The following is a 23,457-nucleotide window of genomic DNA, read 5'->3' as shown; positions in this document are numbered from 1 at the left end:
TGATTTCTACTCAAATGATATGCCTGCAATCCATTCAAGTCAAACCAGAATTGCCGGCAAGATGTAATTCAATGCGAGCGTTTTTGCGGCAATTGCCGTCATGATCGCTTCGGCGGGCGAATCCTCCCAGGGGGCTTAGTGGATTACCCCTAGGACGCATAAAACACATGTTTTTTATTTTTGACGGGATATATCATGTGTTTTTTATCCTGTTTCACGCCATGCTGCCCACCCCCGCCCCGTCCATGCTGGAAACCCTCCAGTCACTGCTCGACGACCTGCCCGCCGAACTGCAGCGCGCCGCCCGCTGGGTGGCCGCGCACCCGGCCGAAGTGGGCCTGTGGTCGATGCGCCGGCAGGCCCAGGCCGTGGGCGTGGCGCCAGCCACCATGCTGCGCCTGGCGCGGGCGGCAGGCTGCGACAGCTACGAAGACTTCCGCGCGCCGTTCCAGCAGGCGCTGACCGCCGCCGGCGGATCGGGCTGGCGCGACCGCGCGGCGGAACTGCAGGCGGCGCAGGACGCGGGCGCCGCGCCCGGCCATGACGTATTGACGGGGCTGCAGACCCAGGCCATAGGCTCGATCCGGGCGCTCAATCCGCCGGCCGCCTTCGACGCCGCGGCCAGGACCCTGCTGGCCGCCGGCCAGGTGGGCTTCCTGGGCACCCGCTCGGCTTTCGGCATCGCGCACCAGATGCGCTATGCCTACCAGCTGGTGCGCCGCAACGGCCTGCTGATCGACGGACTGGGCGGCGCGCCGGCCGAACAGATCGACAACCTGCAGGCCGGCGACGCGCTGGTGGCGATTTCGCAGGCCCCTTACCCGGCCGCCACGGTGCACCTGGCGCGCCAGGCCAGCCAGCGCGGCGTGACCATCGTGGCGCTCACCGACGACCCGCTCTCGCCCCTGGCGCTGGACGCCGGCCATGTGCTGCTGTTCGCGCGGCCGGAACGCGAGCGGGTCTATGCCGAGCCGGCCCAGCGCGGCCCGGGCTCGTTCTTTCACACCACCGCCGGGCTGCTGGGTCTGGCCGAGCACCTGATCGCCCGCCTGGCCGCGTGCGGCGGCGAGACCGCCCTGGCGCGGCTGGCCGAAATCGAGGCGCGCCTGCAGGCCGAGCAGGTGTATTGGTCGCCGGCGCACGCGCGCCGCGACAAGGCGCGGCCAGGCCGCGGCATGCCGCGGGAAACGGCATGACCGCCCTTCTCCTCTTGCCTCTCCTACCAGGAATACCGGAATGAGCACCACCCACGTTCTTCATCGCTCCTTGCGCCACACTCCGCCGGTCGCCGTGCGTGGCGAAGGCGTCTGGCTGTACGACCAGGCCGGCCGCGCCTACCTCGACGGCTCGGGCGGCGCGGCCGTCTCGTGCTTGGGCCACAACCACCCTGATGTGCGGGCGGCCATGCACGCGCAGATCGACGCGCTGGCCTATGCGCACACGGGCTTTTTCTCGACCGAGATCGCCGAACGCCTGGCCGACCGCCTGGTCGCCGATGCCCCGGCCGGCACCAGCCATGCCTATTTCGTCTCGGGCGGCTCCGAGGCGGTCGAGGCGGCCCTGAAAATGGCGCGCCAGTACTTCGTGGAGATCGGGCAGCCGCAACGCCGCCACCTGGTGGCGCGCCGCCAGAGCTACCACGGCAATACGCTGGGCGCCCTGGCGGTGGGCGGCAACGAATGGCGGCGCGCCCAGTTCGCGCCGCTGCTGATCGACGTGGAGCACGTTGCGCCGTGCTATGCCTACCGCGACCAGCGCGAGGACGAAAGCGCCGAACAGTACGGCGAACGGCTGGCGCGCGAACTGGAAGACACTTTCCAGCGGCTGGGCCCGGATACCGTCATCGCCTTCGTGGCCGAACCCGTGGTGGGCGCCACCGCCGGCGCGCTGACCGCAGTGCCGGGGTATTTCCGCCGCATCCGCGAAATCTGCGACCGCTACGGCATCCTGATGATCGCCGACGAAGTGATGTGCGGCATGGGCCGCACCGGCACGCTGTACGCCGTCGAACAGGAAGGGATCGTGCCGGACCTGATCACCATCGCCAAGGGTCTGGGCGGCGGCTATCAGCCGATCGGCGCCGTCATGGCGCAAGGCCGCATCGTCGACGCCATGGGCAAGGGCAGCGGCTTTTTCCAGCACGGCCATACCTACCTGGGTCACGCGACCGCCTGCGCGGCGTCGCTGGCGGTGCAGGAGGTGATCCGCCGCGACGGCTTGCTGGCGCGCGTGCGCCGCCAGGGCGACGGCCTGCGCCAGCGTCTGGTCCATGCGCTGGGCGCGCATCCGCACGTGGGCGACATCCGCGGCCGCGGACTGTTCCTGGGCGTGGAGCTGGTGCGCGACCGCGCCACCAAGGCGACCTTCGACCCCGAGCTGACCCTGCACGCGCGCGTCAAGCGCGAGGCCATGGCGCGCGGCCTGATGGTCTACCCGATGGGCGGGACGATCGACGGCCGCCATGGCGACCATGTGCTCGTGGCGCCGCCCTTCATCATCGCCGACGACGAACTGGACCAGCTCGTCGAGCGGCTGGCCGGCGCCATCGACGCGGCCATCGCGCAAACGCGCGCCTGACGGCCGCGCGCGGCGCGCGACTCAGTAGCGGCTGGCGTCACGGGCGCCAGCGCAGACCGCCGGCACAGACCGGCAATACCACGGGGAAAAACCCCAAAAGGAGTTTGTATGAGCAAGTCAGTCAAACACACCTTGGGCCACCGCAAAGCCTTCAGTCTGGCCGCCGCCTGCGCCGCCGTGACGCTGGCGTGGGCCGCGCCCTCGCCAGCGGCGGCCCAGCAGAAGTTCGTCAGCATCGGCACCGGCGGGGTGACCGGCGTGTACTACGCCGCCGGCGGCGCGATCTGCCGCCTGGTCAACAAGGACCGCGCCACCCATGGCGTGCGCTGCTCGGTCGAATCGACCGGCGGCTCGGTGTTCAACGTCAACACCATCAAGGCCGGCGAACTGGACCTGGGCGTGGTGCAATCGGACGTCGGCTTCAATGCCTACAACGGCGAAGGCCAGTTCAAACAAGGCGGCGCGTACAAGAAGCTGCGTTCGGTGTTCTCCATCCACCCCGAGCCCTTCACCGTGCTGGCCCGCAAGGACGCCGGCATCAAGTCGTTCGAGGACTTCAAGGGCAAGCGCTTCAACGTCGGCAACCCGGGTTCGGGCACGCGCGCCTCGATGGAGGAGCTGCTGTCGAGCATGGGCTGGACGCTGAAGGACTTCTCCCTGGCCTCCGAACTGCGCCCGGACGAACACGGGCCGGCGCTGTGCGACGGCAAGATCGACGGCTTCTTCTACGGCGTGGGCCACCCCTCGGCCAACATCCAGGACCCCACCACGACCTGCGGCGCGCAACTCGTGTCGCTGACCGGTCCGGCGGTCGACAAGCTGGTCGACAAGTATCCGTACTACGCGCACGCCACCATCCCGGGTGGCCTGTACCCCAACAATCCGCAAGACACCAAGACCTATGGCGTGACCGCCACCTTCGTCACCTCCGAGGATGTGCCGGAGCAAACGGTGTACCTGGTGGTCAAGGCCGTCTTCGACAACTTCGAGGACTTCAAGAAGCTGCACCCGGCCTTCGCCAACCTGAAGGCCGCCGACATGGTCAAGAATGGCCTGTCCGCGCCGCTGCACCCCGGCGCCCAGAAGTACTTCAAGGAAAAGGGCCTGCTGTAGACGCAAGCCGCGGCGCGCGCCAGCCTGCCGGGGCGCGCGCCTTCGCAACACCGCGCGGGCGGCCGCCAGGCCGCGCGCGCGCCATGACAAGCAGGGGAATCCACGCATGAAAAACGAGTCGTCCACCACGACCGCAGACCTCGAGCAATTGGTCGCCGAAGCCGACCGGGGCGGCCGCCATGCCGGCGGCGTGGCCGGCGCCACGCTGGCCGCCGGCGCCCTGGTCTGGTCGCTGTTCCAGCTCTGGTATGCCTCGCCGCTGCCTTTCTCGCTGCACTGGGGCATCTTCAACGATACCGAGGCGCGCGCGCTGCACCTGGGCATCGCCATGTTCCTGGGCTATCTCGCCTATCCAGCCACCAAGCGCTCGGCGCGCGACCGCATGCCCTGGTACGACTGGGTGCTGGCCCTGGCCGCCGGGTTCTGCGGCGCCTACCTGTACCTGTTCTACAACGAGCTGGCCACCCGGCCGGGCCAGCCCACGTCGATGGACGTGGCCACCGCCGTGGCCGGCCTGCTGCTGCTGCTGGAAGTCACCCGCCGCGCGCTGGGCCTGCCCATGACCGTGCTGGGCGCCGTGTTCGTCCTGTACGCCCTGGCCGGTCCGTGGCTGCCCGACGTGCTCGCGCACCGCGGCGCCTCCATCGAGCGCCTGATGTCGCATATGTGGCTGACCACCGAAGGGGTCTACGGCGTGGCGCTCGGCGTGTCGGTGTCGTACATCTTCATCTTCGTGCTGCTGGGCTCGCTGCTGGACAAGTGCGGCGCCGGCAACTACATGATGCAGGTCTCGTTCGCCTTGCTGGGCCACCTGCGCGGCGGCCCGGCCAAGGTCGCCGTGGTGTCCTCGGCGGTCAACGGCCTGGTGTCGGCCTCCTCGGTCGCCAACGTGGTGACCGGCGGCATCTTCACCATCCCGCTGATGAAGAAGGCCGGCTACGGCGGCGTGCGCGCCGGCGCCATCGAAACGGCCTCGTCGGTCAACGGCCAGATCATGCCGCCGGTCATGGGCGCGGCGGCTTTCCTGATGATCGAGTACGTGGGCATTCCCTACACCGATATCATCCGCCACGCGATCCTGCCGGCCTCGATCTCGTACATCGCGCTGTTCTACATCGTGCACCTGGAAGCGCTCAAGCTGGGCATCGAGCCCATGATGGCCGCCGGCAAGCCGCGCACGCCGCTGCAGAAGCTGGCCGGCTGGGGCATGGGCATCAGCGGCACGCTGATCGCGATGGGCCTGATCTACTGGATCGGCGTGGGCGTGCAGGCGGTGGCCGGCGCGGCCGCGATCTGGATCCTGCTGGCCATGCTGGCGGCGCTGAACATATGGCTGCTGCGCGTCGCCGCGCGCCACCCCGACCTGCCCACCGAGATCGACGTCAACCATCCGGTGCGCCCCGAACCATGGCCGACGGTGCGCGCCGGCCTGCACTTTCTCATCCCCATCGGCATCCTGGTGTGGTGCCTGAGCGTCGAGGAGCTGTCGGCGGGCCTGTCGGCGTTCTGGGCGGCCGCGGCGATGCTGCTGCAGATGGTGACCCAGCGTCCGCTGGTCGCGTGGTTCCGCGGCCAGGCTGTCGCGCCCGCCACCCGCTTGGGATGGCAGGACGCCATCGGCGGCCTGCAGGACGGCGCGCGCAACATGATAGGTATCGCCATCGCCTGCGGCACCGCGGGCCTGATCGTCGGCGCCATCACGCTGACCGGCCTGGGCCTGCGCATGACGGCCTTCGTCGAACTGGTGTCGATGGGCAACGTGCTGCTGATGCTGATCTTCACGGCCATCGTGTGCCTGATCCTCGGCCTGGGCATGCCCACCACGGCGAACTACATCCTGATGGCCACCCTGATGGCGCCGGTGGTGGTCGAGCTGGGCGCGCAGAACGGCCTCATCATCCCGCTGATCGCCGTGCACATGTTCGTGTTCTATTACGGCATCATGGCCGACATCACGCCGCCGGTGGGCCTGGCCACCTTCGCCGCCGCGGCGATCTCGGGCGCGGATCCGATCAAGACCGGCATCCAGGGCGTGACCTACGCACTGCGCACGGCCGTGCTGCCGTTCATGTTCGTGTTCAACCCCCTGCTGCTGCTGATCGACGTCAACTCGTGGACCGAGCTGATACTGGTGGCCGGCAGCGCCACGCTGGCCTCGCTGACCTTCGCCGCGGCGACGCTGGGCTGGTTCCGCGTGCGCTGCACGGTGCTGGAGATCGTCGTGCTGCTGGCCGTCACGTTCATGCTGTTCCGGCCCGACTGGCTGCTGGACCAGGTGTCCGAGCGCTACCAGGCTCGGCCGGCCGCCGAGGTGGTGCGGACCGCCGCGGCGCTGCCCCACAACGGACGCCTGGTCGCCGTGCTGCGCGGCATCAACCTGGAAGGCGACGAGCTGACCAAGACCGTGGCGGTGGCGCTGCCGGCCCTGGACGAAGGCGAGGCCCTGCAAGGCGAGGCCGCGGGCCGCAAGCGGCTGACCGACGCCGGCCTGACCGTCGTCGCGCTGGGCGACCAGGTGCAGGTCGGCGGCGTGCGTTTCGGCAGCACCGCGCGCCGCGCCGGCTGGGAACAAGGCTGGGACATCCTCGAGCTGCGCGTGCCCAACCCCGCGCGCCCGGCGGAATTCTGGGCCTATCTGCCCGCGCTCGTGTTGCTGGCCCTGGTGTGGCTCGCGCAGGGGCGTCGCCAGCGCGCGGCGGCGCGCTAGCCGCGCCCGGCCGGCGGCGGCCCGATCCGCCATGCCGGCCGGCGCGCCAGCGTCAGCGCACGCAGCAACCACTCCACCGGCCCATACGCATGGTGGCGCAGCCACCATGCCGACCAGGGCATCTGCAGCGCGAACAGCAGCACGGCCAGCGCCAGCACGGCCAGCGGCGCCAGGGTGCCGACCCAGCGCAACCCCCAGGCGGTAAACAGCACGGCGCAGACCAGCGACTGCAGCAGATAGTTGGTCAGCGCCATGCGCCCGGCCGGCGCCAGCCAGCGCGCCAGCCGCGCCCCCGCCGGGCGGCGCATGGCCAGCAGCAGCGCGGCCGCGTACGAAGCGCTCAACAGCGGCGCGGTCAGCATGCCCGCGCCCAGGCCGATGAGATCGATGCCCAGCGGCTGGCCGGGCAAGCCGCTCCAGGCATAGACAGCGGCGCCCGCCGCGCCCAGCGGCAAGCCCGCGGCCAGCACGGCGCGCAGCAGGCGCGGATGCGCCTGCGGGTCGGCCAGCGCGCGCCGCCGGCCCAGCGCCAGTCCGGCCAGGAACATCGCCAGAACGAACGGCCCCTGCACCAGCAGCACGACCATCCAGACGCCATGGGTCAAATCATGGATGTGCCGCGCGATCGTGGTGCCTATGGTGCCGCGGTAGGCCTGCAGCGCCGCCAGCGCATCCTCCTGCGTCAGCGCCAGCGTGGCGGGATCCTGCGGCGTCATCAGGCTGAGCACGCCCAGCGCCAGCCAGCCCAGTCCGGCCAGCAGCGCCAGCCAGCAGGCCCAGCGCAGCGCCCGCCCGGGCGCGGTGCGGCGCAATGCCAGCAACAGCGCGCCCAGCAGGGCGTACGTCAACAGGATGTCGCCGTGGTACAGCAACACCGCGTGCGCCAGCCCCAGGACCGCCAGGCCGGCCAGCCGGCGCAGGAAGCGCGGCGCGAAGGCCGCGCCGGCCCGCTCGGCCGCGTCGATCTGCAAGGTGAAGCTGTAGCCGAACAGGAACGAAAACAGCAGGTAAAACTTGGTTTCGAACAGCACGGCCACCAGCAGGTTGACCCACTGGTCCAGCGGCCGCGAGAACGCGGGATCGGGCAGCCCGGTACCGTAGTACACGGAGGCGAACACACCGATGTTGACGACCAGGATGCCGAACAGCGCGAAGCCGCGCAGCGCGTCCAGGTGGGCCAGGCGCTGCGCGGCGGGGCCGTCGGTCACGTTCAGAACACCGGCGAAAGCACAGGCTGCTTGGGACGCACGTCCAGTTGCCGGCCCTTGCGGGCGCGCTTGCCGACGTAAGGCGCGAGCGCGGCGCCGGCCAGGATGTCCTCGGTCGGCTTGTTGCGGTAGATGCCGGCTGCGCGCAGGCCCGCCGCGCCGATCGGCACGGTCTGGTCCAGCTTGTCGGCCGTGTCCAGCCCCATCAGGATGGTGCCGCGCCCGCCGCCCGACAGGCTCTTGACCTCGTCCAGGCCGAACACCAGGAATTTGCCCTTGGCCGACAGCAGCGCCAGCTGGGTCGCCCCGTCGAACAGCGGAACCGGCCGCAACAGCTCGTCGCCCTTCTCCAGCGTGATGAACTGCTTGCCGGCGCGCTGGCGGCTGCTCATGTCGCTCAGCCGGGCGGCGAAGCCGAAGCCGCGGCGCGTGGCCAGCAACCAGCGGCTGTCGGGCGCCGCCGCGATGGTGTGCACGATGCGCGTGCCGGCCTCGAGGTCGATCATGGTGGTGACCGGCTGGCCATCGCCGCGCGCCGACGGCAGGCCCGAGACCGCCACCGAATAGACACGGCCGTTGTCGCCCACCGCGATCAGGGTATCCGTGGTGCGGCACTCGAAGGCGCCGTACAGGTCGTCGCCCTGCTTGAAGCTGAATTGCCCGGCATCATGGCCGTGGCCCTGGCGCGCGCGCAACCAGCCCTTCTGCGACACGATCACCGTGACGGGTTCGTCGACCACCTTGGTCTCGAGCACCGCGCGCTCGGCGGTTTCGATCAGGGTGCGGCGATCGTCGCCGTACTGCTTGGCGTCGCCCTCGATTTCCTTGATGAGCAGGCGCTTGAGCGACCCCGGGTTCTCCAGCAGGTCCTGCAGGCGCAGTTGCTCTTCGCGCTTGCCGGCCAGTTCCTGTTCGATCTTGATGCCTTCCAGGCGCGCCAGCTGGCGCAGGCGCATTTCCAGGATGTCCTCGGCCTGGCGCTCGGTCAGCCCGAAGCGCGCCATCAGCGCGGCGCGCGGCTCCTCGGCCTCGCGAATGGTCTGGATCACCTCGTCGACATTGAGGTAGACCACCATGCGCCCTTCCAGCACATGGATGCGGTCGAGCACCTTGTCCAGGCGATGGCGCGTACGGCGCACCACCGTATCGGTGCGAAACGCCACCCACTCTTCCAGCACGTCGCGCAGGCTCTTCTGGCGCGGCCGGCCGTCGGTGCCGATACACACCAGGTTGACCGGCACGTTGCTTTCCATGCTGGTCTGCGCCAGCAGGGTGTTGACGAATTCGTCGCGGTCGACGCGCGAGGTCTTGGGCTCGAACACCAGCCGCACCGCCGCGTCCTTGCCGGATTCGTCGCGCACCGCGTCGAGCAGGCTGAGCATGACGGCCTTGGCCTGCTGCTGCTCGGCCGACAGGCTTTTCTTGCCCGCGCGCACTTTCGGATTGGTGATTTCCTCGATTTCTTCCAGCACCTTCTGGCCCGAGGTGCCCGGCGGCAGCTCAGTCACCACCAGCTGCCACTGCCCGCGCGCCATTTCCTCGAACTGCCAGCGCGCGCGCGCCTTCAACGAGCCGCGCCCGGTGGCGTAGATATGCGCGATATCGGCGGCCGGGGTGATGATCTGGCCGCCCCCGGCGAAATCCGGGCCGGGCACCAGCCCCAGCAGTTCCTCCTGCGGCAGCTTGGGATTGCGGATCAGCGCCACGCAGGCCTGCGCCACCTCGCGCAGGTTGTGCGAGGGGATCTCGGTGGCCATGCCCACCGCGATGCCCGAGGCGCCGTTGAGCAGCATCACGGGCAGGCGCGCCGGCAGCATGGCCGGTTCCTGCTGGCTGCCGTCGTAGTTCGGCACGAAGTCGACCGTGCCCTCCTCCAGTTCGTCGAGCAACAGCTTGGCGAACGGCGTCAGGCGCGCCTCGGTATAGCGCATGGCCGCCGCGTTGTCGCCGTCGCGCGAACCGAAGTTGCCATGGCCGTCGATCAGCGGATAGCGCAGCGAGAAGTCCTGCGCCATGCGGACCATGGCGTCATAGGCGGCCTGGTCGCCGTGCGGGTGGTACTTGCCCAGCACGTCGCCGACCACGCGCGCCGACTTCACCGGCTTGGCACCGGCGGCCAGCCCCATGGCCTGCATCGCGTACAGGATGCGGCGCTGCACCGGCTTCTGGCCGTCGCCCACATCGGGCAGGGCGCGGCCGCGCACCACGGACACGGCGTAGTCCAGGTAGGCCTGCTCGGCATAGCGGCCCAGGGTGATGGCTTCGTGGGGATCGGTGGCGCCACCGTCGAACAGGCCCGGTTGATTGCTGTCGCTCATGATGTACTCGGATTTGACTATTGCTTGTCCGCCGCGCCGGCCAGCACCGCGCCGGGCACGTGCGCGCGCAACTGCGCGCGCACCGCCTGCAGGACATCGGCGGACTGGCCGCGCTTGGGAATGATCACGCCTTGCAGCGGACTGATGAACAGATACAGATGGCTAGCGGTTTCCTCGACCTGGGCCACCGCCTCCCATGGCATGGTACCGCTGGCGCCGGCGGCGGCGTCATCCACGCCGCGCGGCCCGAAGTCCAGCGTGTGCCGGCCCAGGAAGGGATTGTCGGGCTGGCGGCCCAGCGCGCGGCGCACGTTGCCGCGCGCCAGCCGCGGCAGCACGTACTCGTAGCCCGCGGCCAGCAGCGCGAACACCGCCAGGCCTACGGCCAGCGCCTGCCCGTAGGCCGGCAGCGCCGCGCCCCAATCCAGCTGCCCGCCGTCCCACACGCGCAGCAGGATCACCGCCAGCAGGCCGGCGGCCAGCAGGACGGCAAAACGCAGGTGCGACGCGCGGCGGCGGCGGCGCAGCGCCGGGCGCTGGTACGCATAGGCGGTGAATGCGGCATAGTCGTCGACCGTCAGGTCGACCACCATGCGCACCGGCGCGCTGCTGTCGGGCGCCTGCGCCATCAGATATCCAGCTCCGCCAGGTTGCCCTTCTCCTCGATCCAGGCACGCCGCTGCGACGACTCGCCCTTGCCCATCAGCATGTCGAACATGCGGGTGGTGTCGCCGGGAGTCAGGTCGCCGTAGCCGACCGGCAGCAGCCGGCGGGTGTCCGGGTTCATGGTGGTCTCCCACAGCTGTTCGGGATTCATTTCGCCCAGGCCCTTGAAGCGGCTCACGCTCCAGGCCGACTCGCGCACGCCTTCCTTGCGCAGCTTGTCCTGCGCGGCTTCCAGTTCGCCGGCGTCCAGGCAGTAGATCTTGCGCGCCGGCCGCTTGCCCTGCGCCGGCACGTCCACCCGGAACAGCGGCGGCCGGGCCACGAACACATTACCGGCTTCGATCAGCTTGGGAAAGTGCCGGTAGAACAGCGTCAGCAGCAGCACCTGGATGTGCGAGCCGTCCACGTCGGCGTCCGAGAGGATGCAGATGCGGCCATAGCGCAGGCCCGACAGGTCGGGCTCATCGCCCGGGCCGTGCGGGTCCACCCCGATCGCCACCGAAATATCGTGGATCTCGTTGTTGGCGAACAGCCGGTCGCGGTCGACCTCCCAGGAGTTGAGCACCTTGCCGCGCAGCGGCAGGATGGCCTGGAACTCCTTGTCGCGCCCCATCTTGGCCGAACCGCCGGCCGAGTCGCCCTCGACCAGGAACACTTCGGTGCGGCTGGCGTCGCTGGACTCGCAATCGGTCAGCTTGCCCGGCAGCACGGCCACGCCCGAACTCTTGCGCTTTTCGACCTTCTGCGCCGAGCGCTGGCGCGCCTGCGCCTGGCGTATGGCCAATTCGGCCAGCTTCTTGCCATATTCGACATTGCTGTGCAGCCACAGGTCCAGGGCGCTCTTGGCAAAGCCGCCCACCAGGCGCACGGCGTCGCGGCTGTTCAGGCGCTCCTTGATCTGGCCCTGGAACTGCGGGTCCAGCACCTTGGCCGACAGCACGAAGCTGGCGCGCGCGAACACATCCTCGGGCAGCAGCTTGACGCCCTTGGGCAACAGGCTGTGCAGCTCGGCGAACCCCTTGACCGCGCCGAACAGGCCTTCGCGCAAGCCCGACTCATGGGTGCCGCCGGCCGGGGTCGGGATCAGGTTGACGTACGACTCGCGCACCACGTTGCCGTCCTCGGCCCAGGCCACCACCCATTGGGCGCCCTCGCCCTCGGCGAAGCTGTCGTGGTCGGCCCCGGCGTACTGCCGGCCCTCGAAGAACGGGATCATCAGCTCGGCGCCGGCCAGCGCCTCGGCCAGGTAGCCGCGCAGGCCCTCCTGGTACTGCCAGGTGCGCGTGTCGCCGGTTTTCTCGTTGACCAGCGACACCTTCACGCCCGGCAGCAGCACGGCCTTGCTGCGCAGCAGGTGGGTCAGCTCGGCCATCGGAATGGCCGGGCTGTCGAAATACTTGGCGTCGGGCCATACCCGCACGCGGGTGCCCGACTTCTTGCGCCCGCCCTCGGGATACGGCGCCAGCGCTTCGATCACGTCGCCGCCGGCGAACACCAGCCGGTGCGCGGCGCCGTCGCGCCACACCACCACCTCCAGGCGGGTGGCCAGCGCGTTGGTGACGGACACCCCCACGCCGTGCAGGCCGCCGGAGAACGCGTACGCGCCGCCGCCCTGCTTGTCGAATTTGCCGCCTGCGTGCAGGCGCGTGAAAACCAGCTCGACGACCGGCGCGTTCTCTTCCGGGTGCAGGCCGACCGGAATACCGCGTCCGTCGTCCTCGACCGAAATGCTGCCGTCGCCGTGCAGCGTGACTTGAATCTGCTTGCCGTAACCGGCCAGCGCTTCGTCGGCCGCGTTGTCGATGACCTCCTGCACGACGTGCAGGGGGTTCTCGGTGCGGGTATACATACCCGGGCGCTGGCGCACAGGCTCCAGCCCCTTCAGAACGCGGATCGACGCTTCGGTGTAACGTGGTGTGGCCAAGTTATCCCCAACATCTGTGGAAAAAAACCGACATTTTACGGACAAGTCCATATTCGGCGCGGCTCCAGGTGGGATGCGCACGCGCTGACCAGCCGCGAATTCGGTACGATGAACATTGTGACAGCCGCCGGACCCTTTTGTGGGCCCGGTGACGCCGCAACATCCTACACAAAACCGGCAAACCCTGTTGTTAATGACAGTGGTATGCTTTAATCCTTCCTACACGTCGAACAAGAACAGCGGCCACATGCTCCATGCACGGGCCGCGCAGCGGAATCCGAGAATCACCATCATGAGCGAGCAAATCAAGAACGTCAGCGACGCCAGCTTCGAGGCAGATGTGCTGAAATCCGGCCAGCCCGTGCTGGTGGATTACTGGGCCGCCTGGTGTGGCCCCTGCAAGATGATCGCCCCCATCCTCGAAGAGGTGGCTTCCGAATACGCCGGCCGCCTGACGGTGGCCAAGCTGAACGTGGACGAAAACCAGGACACGGCGGCCAAGTACGGCGTGCGCGGCATTCCGACCCTGATGCTGTTCAAGGACGGCCAGGCCGCCGCCACCAAGGTCGGCGCCCTGTCCAAATCGCAGCTGACCGCATTCCTGGACGGCGCGTTGTAAAATCCGGGAATGCGCCGCCGACCGGCCCGCGCATTCCCCCTGATTCCCGCGCGGGCCCGTCCGTGGCCCGCCGCCCGAACCCTTCTTCTTACCTCCCCCTACATTCACCGCGATGCACCTCAATGAACTGAAGGCGCTGCACGTGTCGCAGTTGCTGGAAATGGCCGCCGGCCTGGAAATCGAGAACGCCAACCGCCTGCGCAAGCAGGAGTTGATGTTCGCCATCATGAAGCGGCGCGCCAAGCAAGGCGAACAGATCTTCGGCGACGGCGTGCTGGAAGTCCTGCCCGACGGCTTCGGATTCCTGCGCTCGCCGGACACCTCGTACCTGGCCAGCACCGACGACATCTACATCTCGCCGTCGCAGATCCGCCGCTTCAACCTGCACACCGGCGACTCCATCGAAGGCGAAGTGCGCACCCCGAAGGACGGCGAGCGCTATTTCGCGCTGGTCAAGGTGGACAAGGTCAACGGCTCGCCCCCCGAAGCGATCAAGCATCGCATCATGTTCGAGAACCTGACGCCGCTGCACCCCAACCAGGTGATGCGTCTGGAACGCGACATCAAGAGCGAGGAAAACCTCACCGGCCGCATCCTCGACATTTTCGCCCCCATCGGCAAGGGCCAGCGCGGCCTGATCGTGGCGCCGCCCAAGTCCGGCAAGACGGTCATGATGCAGCACGTGGCCCACGCCATCACCACCAACTACCCGGATGCCGTGCTCATCGTCCTGCTGGTCGACGAGCGTCCCGAGGAAGTGACCGAAATGCAGCGCACCGTGCGCGGCGAAGTGGTGGCCTCGACCTTCGACGAACCGGCCACCCGCCACGTGCAGGTCGCCGAAATGGTCATCGAGAAGGCCAAGCGCCTGGTCGAGATGAAAAAGGACGTGGTCATCCTGCTGGACTCGATCACCCGCCTGGCCCGCGCCTACAACACCGTGGTGCCGGCCTCCGGCAAGGTGCTGACCGGCGGCGTGGACGCCAACGCCCTGCAGCGCCCCAAGCGCTTCTTCGGCGCGGCGCGCAACCTCGAGGAAGGCGGCTCGCTGACCATCCTGGGCACCGCCCTGATCGAAACCGGCAGCCGGATGGACGAAGTCATCTACGAAGAATTCAAGGGCACCGGCAACTCCGAAGTGCACCTGGAGCGCCGTCTGGCCGAAAAGCGCGTCTACCCTTCCATCAACCTGAACAAGTCGGGCACCCGCCGCGAAGAGCTGCTGATCAAGCCCGAACTGCTGCAGAAGGTGTGGGTGCTGCGCAAGTTCATCCACGACATGGACGAAATCCAGTCGATGGAATTCATCCTCGACAAGATGCGCGCCACCAAGACCAACGCCGAATTCTTCGACATGATGAAGAAATAAGCCTGGCCCGCGCCATGCCTGTCCCGACCCCCGGCCCGCGCCGGGGGTTTTGCTTTGCGGCGCGGCTCAGTGCTCTGGCTGCGGCTCCTGCTGGCGCGTCGGCGCGCGCGACTCCACCGGCGTCACCTTGGGGTCGTCCCAGGTGCCGGTGACCGCATACTCGGAAGACATGGCGCGCGCCAGCGGCTGCTTGAGCAGCCACTGCGTCACGAAAGCGCCCAGGCCGATCAGCGGATTGACCAGCGCGGCCGTCACGGCCGCCGCGCCGCTGGCGTCCAGGTTGGGCACCACCACCGCCCGCATGTCCCAACGCTCGTCCACGATATTGGTGGTGCCGGCCAGGACGATCCCGGCCACCGGGCCGCTCAGCTTGTAGCCCTCGGTCGTCAGCACACCCTGGCTGAGCGACATGTCGCCGCGGATCGTGTCGAACGGGAACCCCTCGCGCAGCAGCCCGCCCGGGTTGGCGTCCAGGCGCGCCAGCCGCTGCAGCGACTGCAGCGACAGCAGCTCCAGCAGGCGCGCGGCGCGCGAATTCACGTGCAGGAAGCGGCCATTGTCCAGACTGACGCGCGCATTGCCTTCCAGCTCGGCCAGGTTGTGCGACCAGGGCAGATTGCGCCAGGTGACGGTACCCTCCAGGCTGCCCTTGCCCCCGCCCACGGTCTGCGGCAGCCCGACCCGGTCCAGGAACTTGCCCAGGTCGCTGAACTCGGCGTTGGCCTGCACGGTCAGGCCGCGCTGCGTGCCGTCCAGGCGCCAATTGCCCGTGGCGTCGAGCCGGGCGGCGTCGTTGGCGATCTGCAGCTTGTCCAGCCGCCACAGGCGGCCGCGCTCCATGTTCGTGCCGACCAGCTGCAGGCTGCCCAGCTCCTTGCCGTACAGGCTGAATTCCTGGGCCTGCAGATCGATGGCGGGGATATCCTCCAGGTCGTTGCCGGCCGACAGCGCATCCTCTTCCTGGCGCGTGTCCTCCTCGCCCGCCAGCGCCAGCCGCTTGAAACGGCCGGTCACGCGGCCGGCGATGGCGCCCGAGGCCTCGGTCCACTCCAGCGTGCCCTGCGCCTGGCGCGAGTCCACCGTCACGCGCCACTGCGAGGCGGCCGGCCGCTGGGCCGCCAGTTTCAGGTCATTGAGGGTATAGCCGGCCACGCGCAAGCGGTCGGCGGCCAGGTTGATCTGGTCGGGCTGCGGCAGCAGCGGCACGCGCGACGACTGCCGCCGGCCGCTGGAAGGCTCGTCGAAATCGGCCTTCAGGGCGTCCCAGGCGTCCAGGTCCAGTTCTGGCAGGGTCGCGGCCACGGTCAGGCCGCGCTGCGGCAGGCTGGCGGCCCGGTTCACGCCCAGCGCGCCGCGCGCGAAATAGGTCCGCGAGGCGTCGGCGGGATCGTATTCCAGCAGCGCATTGATGTTCTCGGCCAGGCTGCCCGACAGCCAGCGTCGGCCGCGCGGTCCGCGGTCGTTGGCCGGGCCCCATTGCAGCTTCAGCGGCATGGCGCCGCGCGCGGGCTTGCCGACCGGCGCCGGCATGTCGATCGCCATGCCGTCCAGGTTGGACTCCATCGAGATATCGACCGCCCCGCCCTTCAGGTAGTTGAGCTGTCCGCGGTAGGCGCTCTGGCCGGACAGGCGCTTGAGCGCCGGCGCCTTGCTCACCTCGCCCAGGCCCGCCGCCGTCAGCGTGCCCTCGAAGCGCAGCGGGGCGCTGCCCTGCTCCAGCACGCCCCAGATGCGCGCCGGCCCGCCCAGGAAGCGGGCATGGATTTCCTTGGCGCTCATGCCCAGGTCGGAGAACGCCAGCTCGCCGCGCACTTGCGTCAGCATGGGCATCTCGGGCATGAAGCGAAACGCGTTGCCGGCGAATACGATACGCCCCTGGACCTTGGTGTCTTCGGCATTGAGCAGCGGTACGTCCAGCGCCAGCGGCACCTCCCACTGGCCGGTGCCCTCGGCCTCGTCCAGCGCGCCGTCGAGCAGCTCGCCCAGCGGCGAATTGGCGGCCAGCGCCAGATAGGCCGGCACCGCGCCGGAACTCTGCCCCTCCACGCGCAATTGCGCGTGGTCCTCCATGTCGGGAATCGAGGCGCTCACCGCTCCCAGGTTCACCACCTGGTCGTCGGCGGTGCGCACCAGGCCGCCGCCGGCGCTGTCCAGGCTCAGGCTCACCTTGTCCACGGCGAAGTTGCCCGACAATCGCTCCAGCTTGGGCCAGGCCTTGCGCTTGCCTTCGGCCGGCGCGTAATCGACCACGGCATCCTGGTACCGTCCCGCGATGCGGAACTGCCCCTCGTCGCCCGGCTGCGAGAACGGGAAGTCATCCAGGTCTCCGGCCAGGGTGATGGCGGCGTCATGGACCGTCCCCGCCGGCAGGCCCGTCGCCAGCCACAGGCGGGCATCCTCGTTCACCTCCAGGGGCAGGTAGCGGTGGATGGCCGGCATCGACGCGCGCGCCAGGCTGCCGCGCAGGTCTGCCGTGCCGGCCGCCGTCTTGCCCTGCTGGCGCCAGGCGCCGTGCAGGGTCGCATCCAGGTCGGGATTGGCAAGCTGCAGGCGGCGCAGGTTCAGGGTCAGCGGCTGCCCCGCCGGCTCGGTCAGGCTGGCGTCGAGTTGCGCCCGGTCCAGCGCCAGCGGGTGCTCGAATATCTCGGGCAGGTTCAGCCACAGGCCCTGCGCCTGGCCCGTGACCGCCACGCCGGCGCCGTCGGCGCTGCGCGCCAGCGGCAGGTCCGAGAACTGCAGCAGGTCGCCCGGGGCGCCCTGCAGGCGCCATTGCGCGCTGTCCACGCTGACCGACGCGCTCTGGCCGGCGCGCCAGTTCAGCCCGCGCAGCGCCACGTCCATCGTCAGGTCGGTGAACTTGCCATGATCCAGTTGCAGCCAGGCACGCGCCGCGTAGCGGCCTTCGGCCGCCGGCATCGCGACCCACGGCGCCCAGGCCGCCGGCTCGGCGTCCTGCACCTCGGCAAACAGCTGGCCGCTCCAGCTGGCCGGATTGCTGCCGTCGCGCGCGAACAGGCTGCGATTGAGTTCGCCGCGCACCGATACCCTGGCGGCCAGGTGCGCGGGCGGCCGCACGCGCAGGGAGAAGCGATGCGACAGCACCCCGTTGCGCATCAGCAGGTCCAGGCCATCGAGGCGCAGTTCGGGCGCCTGGCGCGCCTCGTCCTGCCAGCGCAGCGTCACCCCGTGCAGGGCCAGCTCGCGCTGGCGCGCCAGCCAGCGCAGCGCCGGCGATTCGGTCAGCCCGTGGTCGGACGGCGCGGCCAGGTCGATCGATTGCCCCGCGACCCACAGACGATCGGCCGCGTCGCGCCGCACCAGCAGATCGGCGCCGTCGATGCGCAGGCTCTGCAAAGTGGGCGACAGCTTGAGCACGCTGCGCCAGCCCAGCACCGCCGCCACCGAGGGCAGGCTGAGCACCGGGTCGGCCTGGTGGTCGTAGATGCGCACGCCGGAGAGATTCAGGCGCGGATTCAGGCCGCTCCAGTCCGCGCTGAGGCTGTCGATCGCCACCCGCGAACCCAGCGCCTGGCTGGCGTACTGCTCGATCTGCGGCCGCCATTGGTCGGCCCGCGGCAACACCCAGTAACGCAAACCCAGGAAAGCGATCGCCAGCACGCCATAAATGGCGAACACGCTCCAGAACAGCAAGCGAAGAATTTTCGTCGATACGGACACGGGCGGCGGGCAGGAAGAGGCGTCTTGCAGTATCGTCCCCTTATACATGAATCCCGCCTTTCCGTCTGCCTGAGTCCCGCCATGTCCTCCGCCCCTCCCTTCGCCGCCGCCCTGGCCTGGTCCGGCCACCTGCGCCGCCGTCTCGATGCCCATCCCGACCTGGCGGCCTGGCTGGCCAACGCCTGCGCCCATCCCGTCAGCGCCAACGTGCTGGCGGCCTGGCAGGCCGAACTGAGCGGCCCGGACGCGCCGGAAGTGCTGCCGGTCGACCAATGCCGCGGCATGCTGCGCAAGCTGCGCGAACGCGTCTTCCTGACCCTCATCGTGCGCGATCTCGGCGGACAGGCGGACCTGGAGGAAGTGGTCGGGGCGATGACGGCCCTGGCCGACATCGCCGTGGGCACCGCCTACCGCAGCGTGGCGGCCGAACTTGCCGCCGTCCACGGCCTGCCGCGCGAACAGAGCACCGGCGACCCGCAGGAAATGCTGATCGTCGGCATGGGCAAGCTGGGCGGCCGCGAGCTGAACGTTTCCTCGGATATCGACCTGGTCATGCTGTACGGCGACGAAGGCGAGACCGACGGACCGCGGCGCATCAGCAACCATGAGTTCTATGGCCGGCTGACGCGCCGCATGATGCCGGTGCTGTCGGAGGTGGACGCCGATGGCCAGGTCTTTCGCACCGACCTGCGGCTGCGCCCCGATGGCGACGCCGGACCGCTGGCCTGGAGCCTGGACGCGCTGGAGCACTACCTCATCGGCCAGGGACGCGAGTGGGAACGCTACGCCTGGCTCAAGGCCAGGCTGATGCCGGCGCAGGCGTTTGCCGACAGCAATCCGCAGGCCCAGGCCCGCCAGCTCGAAAGCCTGCGCGTGCCGTTCGTCTACCGCAAGTATTTCGACTTCGACGCCCTGGCGGCGCTGCGCGCCCTGCGCGAACGCATTCGCCAGGACTGGCAGCGCCGCGCCCTGGCGCGCAACGGCGTGGACAGCGCCAACAACATCAAGCTGGGCGATGGCGGCATCCGCGAGATCGAGTTCATCGTGCAGCTGTCGCAGCTCATACGCGGCGGCCGCATGCCCGCGCTGCAGCGCCGCGGCCTGCTCGAAGCGCTGCACGCCGAACGCGCCGCCGGGCTGGTGCCCGAGGGCGACGCGCAGAAACTGGAAGCCGCCTATCGCTTCCTGCGCCGCACCGAGCATGCCCTGCAATACCGCGAGGACGAACAGACCCATCTGCTGCCGGCCGATCCGGCCCAGCGCGCGGCGCTGGCGACGGCCCTGGGCTACGAGCCGGCCGTCTTCGAGCGCACGCTGGCCGAACATCGCGCCTTCGTGTCGCAGACCTTCCGCAACGCCTTCCGCCTGGCGGGCATGGGCGAGGAGGACGACAGCCCCGCCCCCGCACGCGCCTTCGCCAACGGGCACGGCATGCGCCCGCATGCCGGCGCCCTGCACGATATCGAGGAGCGCCTGGCCGGACAGATCCAGCGCGACTTCCCCGAACAGGCCGAGGACCTGCTGCGCCGCACCGAAACGCTGCTGGGCAGCCATCGCGTGCGCAGCCTGCCCGACAGCAGCCGGCACCGGCTCGAAGCGCTGCTGCCGGCGGCGCTGACGGCGGCGGCGCAGACCGGCGCGCCCATGGATGCCGCGCTGCGCCTGTTCGACCTCATCGAAACCATTGCGCAGCGCAGCGCCTACCTGGCGCTGCTGGCCGAGTACCCCGACACCCTGGCCCGCGTGGCGCGCATGGTGGCGGCCAGCCCCTGGGCGGCCCAGTACCTGACCCAGCACCCCCTGTTGCTGGACAGCCTGATCGATTGGCGCACGCTGTTCGAACCGCTGGATTTCGCCCAGGTCGCGCGCCAGCTGGCCGCCGACCTGGACGCCTGCCGGCTGCCGGACGGCGAGCCCGACATCGAGCGGCAGATGAATCTGATGCGCGACGTCCAGCGCCAGGCCAGCTTCCAGTTGCTGGCGCAGGATCTCGAAGGCGAGCTGACGGTGGAGAAACTGGCCGACCAGCTCTCGGCGCTGGCCGACCTGCTGCTGGCCGAGGCCATCCGCCGCGTCTGGCCGCTGGTCAACCGGCAGCCCGGCGCCGAGCCGCGCCTGGCCGTCATCGCCTACGGCAAGCTGGGCGGCAAGGAACTGGGCTACGCCTCCGACCTGGACCTGGTGTTCCTGTTCGACGACGACCGCGAGGACGCCGCCGAGCTCTATGCCAAGCTGGGGCGGCGCATGACGTCATGGCTATCGACCATGACGTCCTCGGGCCGCCTGTACGAAATCGACCTGCGGCTGCGCCCCGACGGCGACGCCGGGCTGCTGGCCGTCTCGCTGGAGGCCTTCGAGCAATACCAGCGCTCGCACGCCTGGCCCTGGGAGCACCAGGCGCTCACGCGCGCGCGCTACGCCGCCGGCGACACCGAGGCTGGTGCGCACTTCGAGCGCATCCGCGCCGACATCCTGGTCATGCCGCGCGACGCGCAGGCGCTGCGCGGCGAGGTGCTTGGCATGCGCGACAAGATCAGCGCCGGCCACCCGAATCCCACCGAGCTGTTCGACGTCAAGCATGACCGCGGCGGCATGGTCGATGTGGAGTTCGTCACCCAATACCTGGTGCTGTGCCACGCGGCCACGCACCGGGTGCTGGTCAACAATCTGGGCAATATCGCGCTGCTGCGCCTGGCCGGCGAGGCGGGCCTGATCCCGGCGCCGCTGGCGCTGGCCGCCGGCGACGCCTACCGGACACTGCGGCGGGTGCAGCACCAGCTGCGCCTGAAGGGCGTCGACAAGGCGCGCGTGCCGCCCGGGCAACTGGCCGCCGAGCGCGCCACGGTGTGCGAATTGTGGCAAACCGTGCTGCAGGACGGCACGATTGCGCAAGCCGAAGTAAAATAACGGTTTTTCCCCGCCGCAAAGCCGCTTTTCACGCCATGTCCCAACTCGTGCGCCCCACACTCGAACTGCCCGCCGGCCGCCGCAAGGTGCTGCTGCACTCGTGCTGCGCGCCCTGTTCCGGCGAAGTCATGGAAGCCATGACCGCCTCCGGCATCGACTATGCGATCTACTTCTACAACCCGAATATCCATCCGGTCAAAGAGTACGAGATCCGCAAGAACGAGAACATCCGCTTCGCCGAGGAACACGGCATCGAATTCATCGACGCCGACTACGACATGGACAACTGGTTCGAGCGCGTCAAGGGCATGGAAAACGAGCCCGAGCGCGGCATCCGCTGCACCGCCTGCTTCGACATGCGCTTCGAGCGCACGGCCCTGTACGCGCACGAGCACGGCTTCGACACCATCACCAGCTCGCTGGGCATCTCGCGCTGGAAGGACATGAACCAGATCAACGGCTGCGGCGAGCGCGCCGCCGCCCGCTACGACGACCTGGTGTACTGGACCTACAACTGGCGCAAGGGCGGCGGCTCGCAGCGCATGATCGAAATCAGCAAGCGCGAGAACTTCTACCAGCAGGAATACTGCGGCTGCGTCTACTCGCTGCGCGACACCAACCGCCACCGCCGCGCCCAGGGCCGCGAACGCATCCACCTCGGCGTGAAGTTCTACGGGGTAGAGGAAAAACTCTAACCCCGGGTGCCTGTCCCCGCAGGGGACTGGCACCCGCAAACTCAACCCGACGTGCCTGCCCCCACAGGCAGAAGTGCCTGTCCCCGCTGGGACAGGCGCCTGCAGACGGCGGCCGTCCCCGCAGGGGACTGGCACACAGTGCCGTCAGCACTCGACGATATTCACCGCCAATCCGCCGCGCGCGGTTTCCTTGTATTTGGTCTTCATGTCGGCGCCGGTTTCGCGCATGGTCTTGATGACCGAGTCCAGCGATACATAGTGGTGCCCGTCGCCGCGCAGCGCCATGCGCGCGGCGTTGACGGCCTTGACCGAGGCCATGGCGTTGCGCTCGATGCACGGAATCTGCACCAGCCCGCCCACTGGGTCGCAGGTCAGGCCCAGGTTGTGCTCCATGCCGATCTCGGCGGCGTTCTCGACCTGTTCGACGCTGCCGCCCTGCACGGCGGCCAGCGCGCCGGCCGCCATCGAACAGGCCACGCCCACCTCGCCCTGGCAGCCCACCTCGGCGCCCGACAGCGAAGCGTTGTACTTGTACAGCAGGCCGATGGCCGCCGCCGTCAACAGGAAATCGTGCACGCCCGCCCGGCCGGCGCCCGGGACGAAACGGTCGTAATAATGCAGCACCGCCGGAATGATGCCGGCCGCGCCATTGGTCGGCGCGGTCACCACCCTGCCGCCCGCGGCGTTTTCCTCGTTGACGGCCATGGCGTAGAGGTTCACCCAGTCCATCACCGACAGGGGGTCGGACAGCGTGCGCTCGGCGCGCTGCGTCAGCGCGCGATACAGCTCGGGCGCGCGCCGACGCACCTTGAGCGGGCCCGGCAGGTCGCCGTCGGCCTCCGGATGGCCGATGCCGCAGCCACGGGCCACGCACGCCTGCATGACCTCCCAGATGCGGTCCAGCCTCTGCTCGATCTCGGCGGCGCCGCGCCAGGTCAGCTCGTTGCGCATCATCAGGCCCGCCACCGAGTGGCCGCTGGCGCGGCACATCTCCAGCAGCTCGCGTCCGCTGCGAAACGGATACGGCATCTGGTCGTGCGCGCCGATGACCTGGGCATTGGCCGCGCCGGCCGTGACCACGAAGCCGCCGCCCACCGACAGGTAGCGCGATTCGCGCAACAAGTGGCCATCGGCGTCAAAAGCGTGAAACTTCATCCCGTTAGGATGTTCGGCCAACGCCTCGCGGCGATAGAACAACATATGCTCTTTTTCGACGAACGGCACCTCGTGCCGACCCAGCAGCGACACGCGCCGATTGGCGCGCACGGCCTGCAGCATGCCGGCGATGGCCGCGGGGTCGACCGTATCGGGCGCCTGGCCCATGAACCCCAGCAGCACGCCCTTGTCGGTGCCGTGCCCCTTGCCGGTCGCGCCCAGCGACCCGTAGAGTTCGGCGCGCACGCTGGCCACGCGCGCCAGCAGGCCGTCGCGCTCCAGCCCCTGCACGAACAGGAGCGCGGCCCGCATCGGGCCCACCGTATGCGAACTGGACGGCCCTATGCCTATCTTGAAAAGGTCGAAGACGGAAACTGCCACGCGCACACTCCGTATCTGGGTCCACTGGCCGCCATGGCGGTCGATAGCATCATACGCGCCGGCCCGGATTTCCGCTGCGAGGCGAGGCGTGCGATGATTACAGAATTGTTTCATGTCATATATGGACGCCGCGCCCCGCG

The 23,457-nt window shown here is 69.2% G+C and carries 14 protein-coding genes; 8 read left to right on the top strand and 6 right to left on the bottom strand.

The features are described 5' to 3' along the window. The first annotated feature begins 167 nt into the window (after positions 1 to 167). The 4 genes from CAL11_RS08310 to CAL11_RS08295 all read left to right on the top strand — a co-directional run bounded on the left by CAL11_RS08310 (position 168) and on the right by CAL11_RS08295 (position 6,397). On the top strand, positions 168 to 1,196 hold the full coding sequence (locus CAL11_RS08310) for a MurR/RpiR family transcriptional regulator (protein ID WP_086092649.1): 1,029 nt from the start codon (positions 168 to 170) through the stop codon (positions 1,194 to 1,196). Positions 1,197 to 1,236: 40 nt separating this feature from the next. Continuing rightward, positions 1,237 to 2,577 carry an aspartate aminotransferase family protein gene (locus CAL11_RS08305; RefSeq protein ID WP_086092648.1) on the top strand — a complete coding sequence of 447 codons (1,341 nt, stop codon included), beginning with the start codon at positions 1,237 to 1,239 and terminating at the stop codon, positions 2,575 to 2,577. A gap of 108 nt (positions 2,578 to 2,685) precedes the next feature. Next, the gene (locus CAL11_RS08300) at positions 2,686 to 3,690 is read left to right on the top strand and encodes a TAXI family TRAP transporter solute-binding subunit (RefSeq protein WP_015063973.1); all 1,005 of its coding nucleotides are present in this window, start codon (positions 2,686 to 2,688) and stop codon (positions 3,688 to 3,690) included. Between the two features lie 106 nt (positions 3,691 to 3,796). Continuing rightward, on the top strand, positions 3,797 to 6,397 hold the full coding sequence (locus CAL11_RS08295) for a TRAP transporter permease (protein ID WP_015063974.1): 2,601 nt from the start codon (positions 3,797 to 3,799) through the stop codon (positions 6,395 to 6,397). On the opposite strand, the gene CAL11_RS08290 is transcribed toward CAL11_RS08295, so the two are convergent. The 4 genes from CAL11_RS08290 to CAL11_RS08275 are packed head-to-tail and all read right to left on the bottom strand — an operon-like array spanning position 6,394 to position 12,564. Then, a complete protein-coding gene (locus CAL11_RS08290) occupies positions 6,394 to 7,605 on the bottom strand; it encodes a DUF418 domain-containing protein (RefSeq protein WP_086092647.1) in 1,212 nt (403 codons plus the stop codon). The two genes, CAL11_RS08295 and CAL11_RS08290, sit on opposite strands and share 4 nt — an antisense overlap. Positions 7,606 to 7,607: 2 nt before the next feature. After that, complete coding sequence (gene parC / locus CAL11_RS08285; protein WP_086092646.1) at positions 7,608 to 9,923, bottom strand: DNA topoisomerase IV subunit A; 2,316 nt, start codon at positions 9,921 to 9,923, stop codon at positions 7,608 to 7,610. A gap of 17 nt (positions 9,924 to 9,940) precedes the next feature. Continuing rightward, complete coding sequence (locus CAL11_RS08280) at positions 9,941 to 10,552, bottom strand: YcxB family protein (protein ID WP_086092645.1); 612 nt, start codon at positions 10,550 to 10,552, stop codon at positions 9,941 to 9,943. Then, positions 10,552 to 12,564: a DNA topoisomerase IV subunit B gene (locus tag CAL11_RS08275; RefSeq protein ID WP_086092644.1), complete on the bottom strand. Its 2,013-nt coding sequence runs from the start codon at positions 12,562 to 12,564 to the stop codon at positions 10,552 to 10,554. Before CAL11_RS08275 ends, CAL11_RS08280 begins: the two co-directional genes overlap by 1 nt. Positions 12,565 to 12,805: 241 nt before the next feature. Between CAL11_RS08275 and trxA the strand changes: the two genes are divergently transcribed. Together trxA and rho are read left to right on the top strand one after the other, a co-directional pair. Continuing rightward, positions 12,806 to 13,132 carry a thioredoxin TrxA gene (gene trxA / locus CAL11_RS08270; protein ID WP_033446842.1) on the top strand — a complete coding sequence of 109 codons (327 nt, stop codon included), beginning with the start codon at positions 12,806 to 12,808 and terminating at the stop codon, positions 13,130 to 13,132. A gap of 112 nt (positions 13,133 to 13,244) precedes the next feature. Beyond that, positions 13,245 to 14,501, top strand: a complete 1,257-nt coding sequence (gene rho, locus CAL11_RS08265; protein ID WP_003810577.1) for a transcription termination factor Rho — start codon at positions 13,245 to 13,247, stop codon at positions 14,499 to 14,501. 66 nt (positions 14,502 to 14,567) lie between these two features. Here the strand turns inward: rho and CAL11_RS08260 are convergent, their stop codons facing one another. Beyond that, positions 14,568 to 18,227, bottom strand: a complete 3,660-nt coding sequence (locus CAL11_RS08260; RefSeq protein ID WP_086092642.1) for a YhdP family protein — start codon at positions 18,225 to 18,227, stop codon at positions 14,568 to 14,570. A 33-nt stretch (positions 18,228 to 18,260) separates the two neighbouring features. On the opposite strand from CAL11_RS08260, the gene glnE reads away from it, so the two are divergent. After that, a complete protein-coding gene (gene glnE, locus CAL11_RS08255; RefSeq protein ID WP_086092641.1) occupies positions 18,261 to 21,086 on the top strand; it encodes a bifunctional [glutamate--ammonia ligase]-adenylyl-L-tyrosine phosphorylase/[glutamate--ammonia-ligase] adenylyltransferase in 2,826 nt (941 codons plus the stop codon). A gap of 35 nt (positions 21,087 to 21,121) precedes the next feature. Continuing rightward, positions 21,122 to 21,781: an epoxyqueuosine reductase QueH gene (locus tag CAL11_RS08250; RefSeq protein ID WP_003810571.1), complete on the top strand. Its 660-nt coding sequence runs from the start codon at positions 21,122 to 21,124 to the stop codon at positions 21,779 to 21,781. A 144-nt stretch (positions 21,782 to 21,925) separates the two neighbouring features. Here the strand turns inward: CAL11_RS08250 and CAL11_RS08245 are convergent, their stop codons facing one another. Then, positions 21,926 to 23,317, bottom strand: a complete 1,392-nt coding sequence (locus CAL11_RS08245) for an L-serine ammonia-lyase (RefSeq protein WP_167382464.1) — start codon at positions 23,315 to 23,317, stop codon at positions 21,926 to 21,928. Between the last annotated feature and the right edge of the window lie 140 nt (positions 23,318 to 23,457).

It is taken from the genome of Bordetella genomosp. 6 (assembly GCF_002119705.1).
GTDB classification, from domain to species: Bacteria; Pseudomonadota; Gammaproteobacteria; order Burkholderiales; family Burkholderiaceae_B; genus Bordetella; species Bordetella bronchiseptica_F.
The sequence above is the reverse complement of the archived record's forward strand: the minus strand, read 5'-3'. Positions and strand labels throughout refer to the sequence as shown.

Coding starts and splice junctions, on each gene's coding strand:
- CAL11_RS08310 (WP_086092649.1), top strand. CDS start 168: ATGTTTTTTATTTTTGACGGGATATATCATGTGTTTTTTATCCTGTTT.
- CAL11_RS08305 (WP_086092648.1), top strand. CDS start 1,237: ATGAGCACCACCCACGTTCTTCATCGCTCCTTGCGCCACACTCCGCCG.
- CAL11_RS08300 (WP_015063973.1), top strand. CDS start 2,686: ATGAGCAAGTCAGTCAAACACACCTTGGGCCACCGCAAAGCCTTCAGT.
- CAL11_RS08295 (WP_015063974.1), top strand. CDS start 3,797: ATGAAAAACGAGTCGTCCACCACGACCGCAGACCTCGAGCAATTGGTC.
- parC (WP_086092646.1), bottom strand. CDS start 9,923: ATGAGCGACAGCAATCAACCGGGCCTGTTCGACGGTGGCGCCACCGAT.
- CAL11_RS08280 (WP_086092645.1), bottom strand. CDS start 10,552: ATGGCGCAGGCGCCCGACAGCAGCGCGCCGGTGCGCATGGTGGTCGAC.
- CAL11_RS08275 (WP_086092644.1), bottom strand. CDS start 12,564: ATGGACTTGTCCGTAAAATGTCGGTTTTTTTCCACAGATGTTGGGGAT.
- trxA (WP_033446842.1), top strand. CDS start 12,806: ATGAGCGAGCAAATCAAGAACGTCAGCGACGCCAGCTTCGAGGCAGAT.
- rho (WP_003810577.1), top strand. CDS start 13,245: ATGCACCTCAATGAACTGAAGGCGCTGCACGTGTCGCAGTTGCTGGAA.
- CAL11_RS08260 (WP_086092642.1), bottom strand. CDS start 18,227: ATGTATAAGGGGACGATACTGCAAGACGCCTCTTCCTGCCCGCCGCCC.
- glnE (WP_086092641.1), top strand. CDS start 18,261: ATGTCCTCCGCCCCTCCCTTCGCCGCCGCCCTGGCCTGGTCCGGCCAC.
- CAL11_RS08250 (WP_003810571.1), top strand. CDS start 21,122: ATGTCCCAACTCGTGCGCCCCACACTCGAACTGCCCGCCGGCCGCCGC.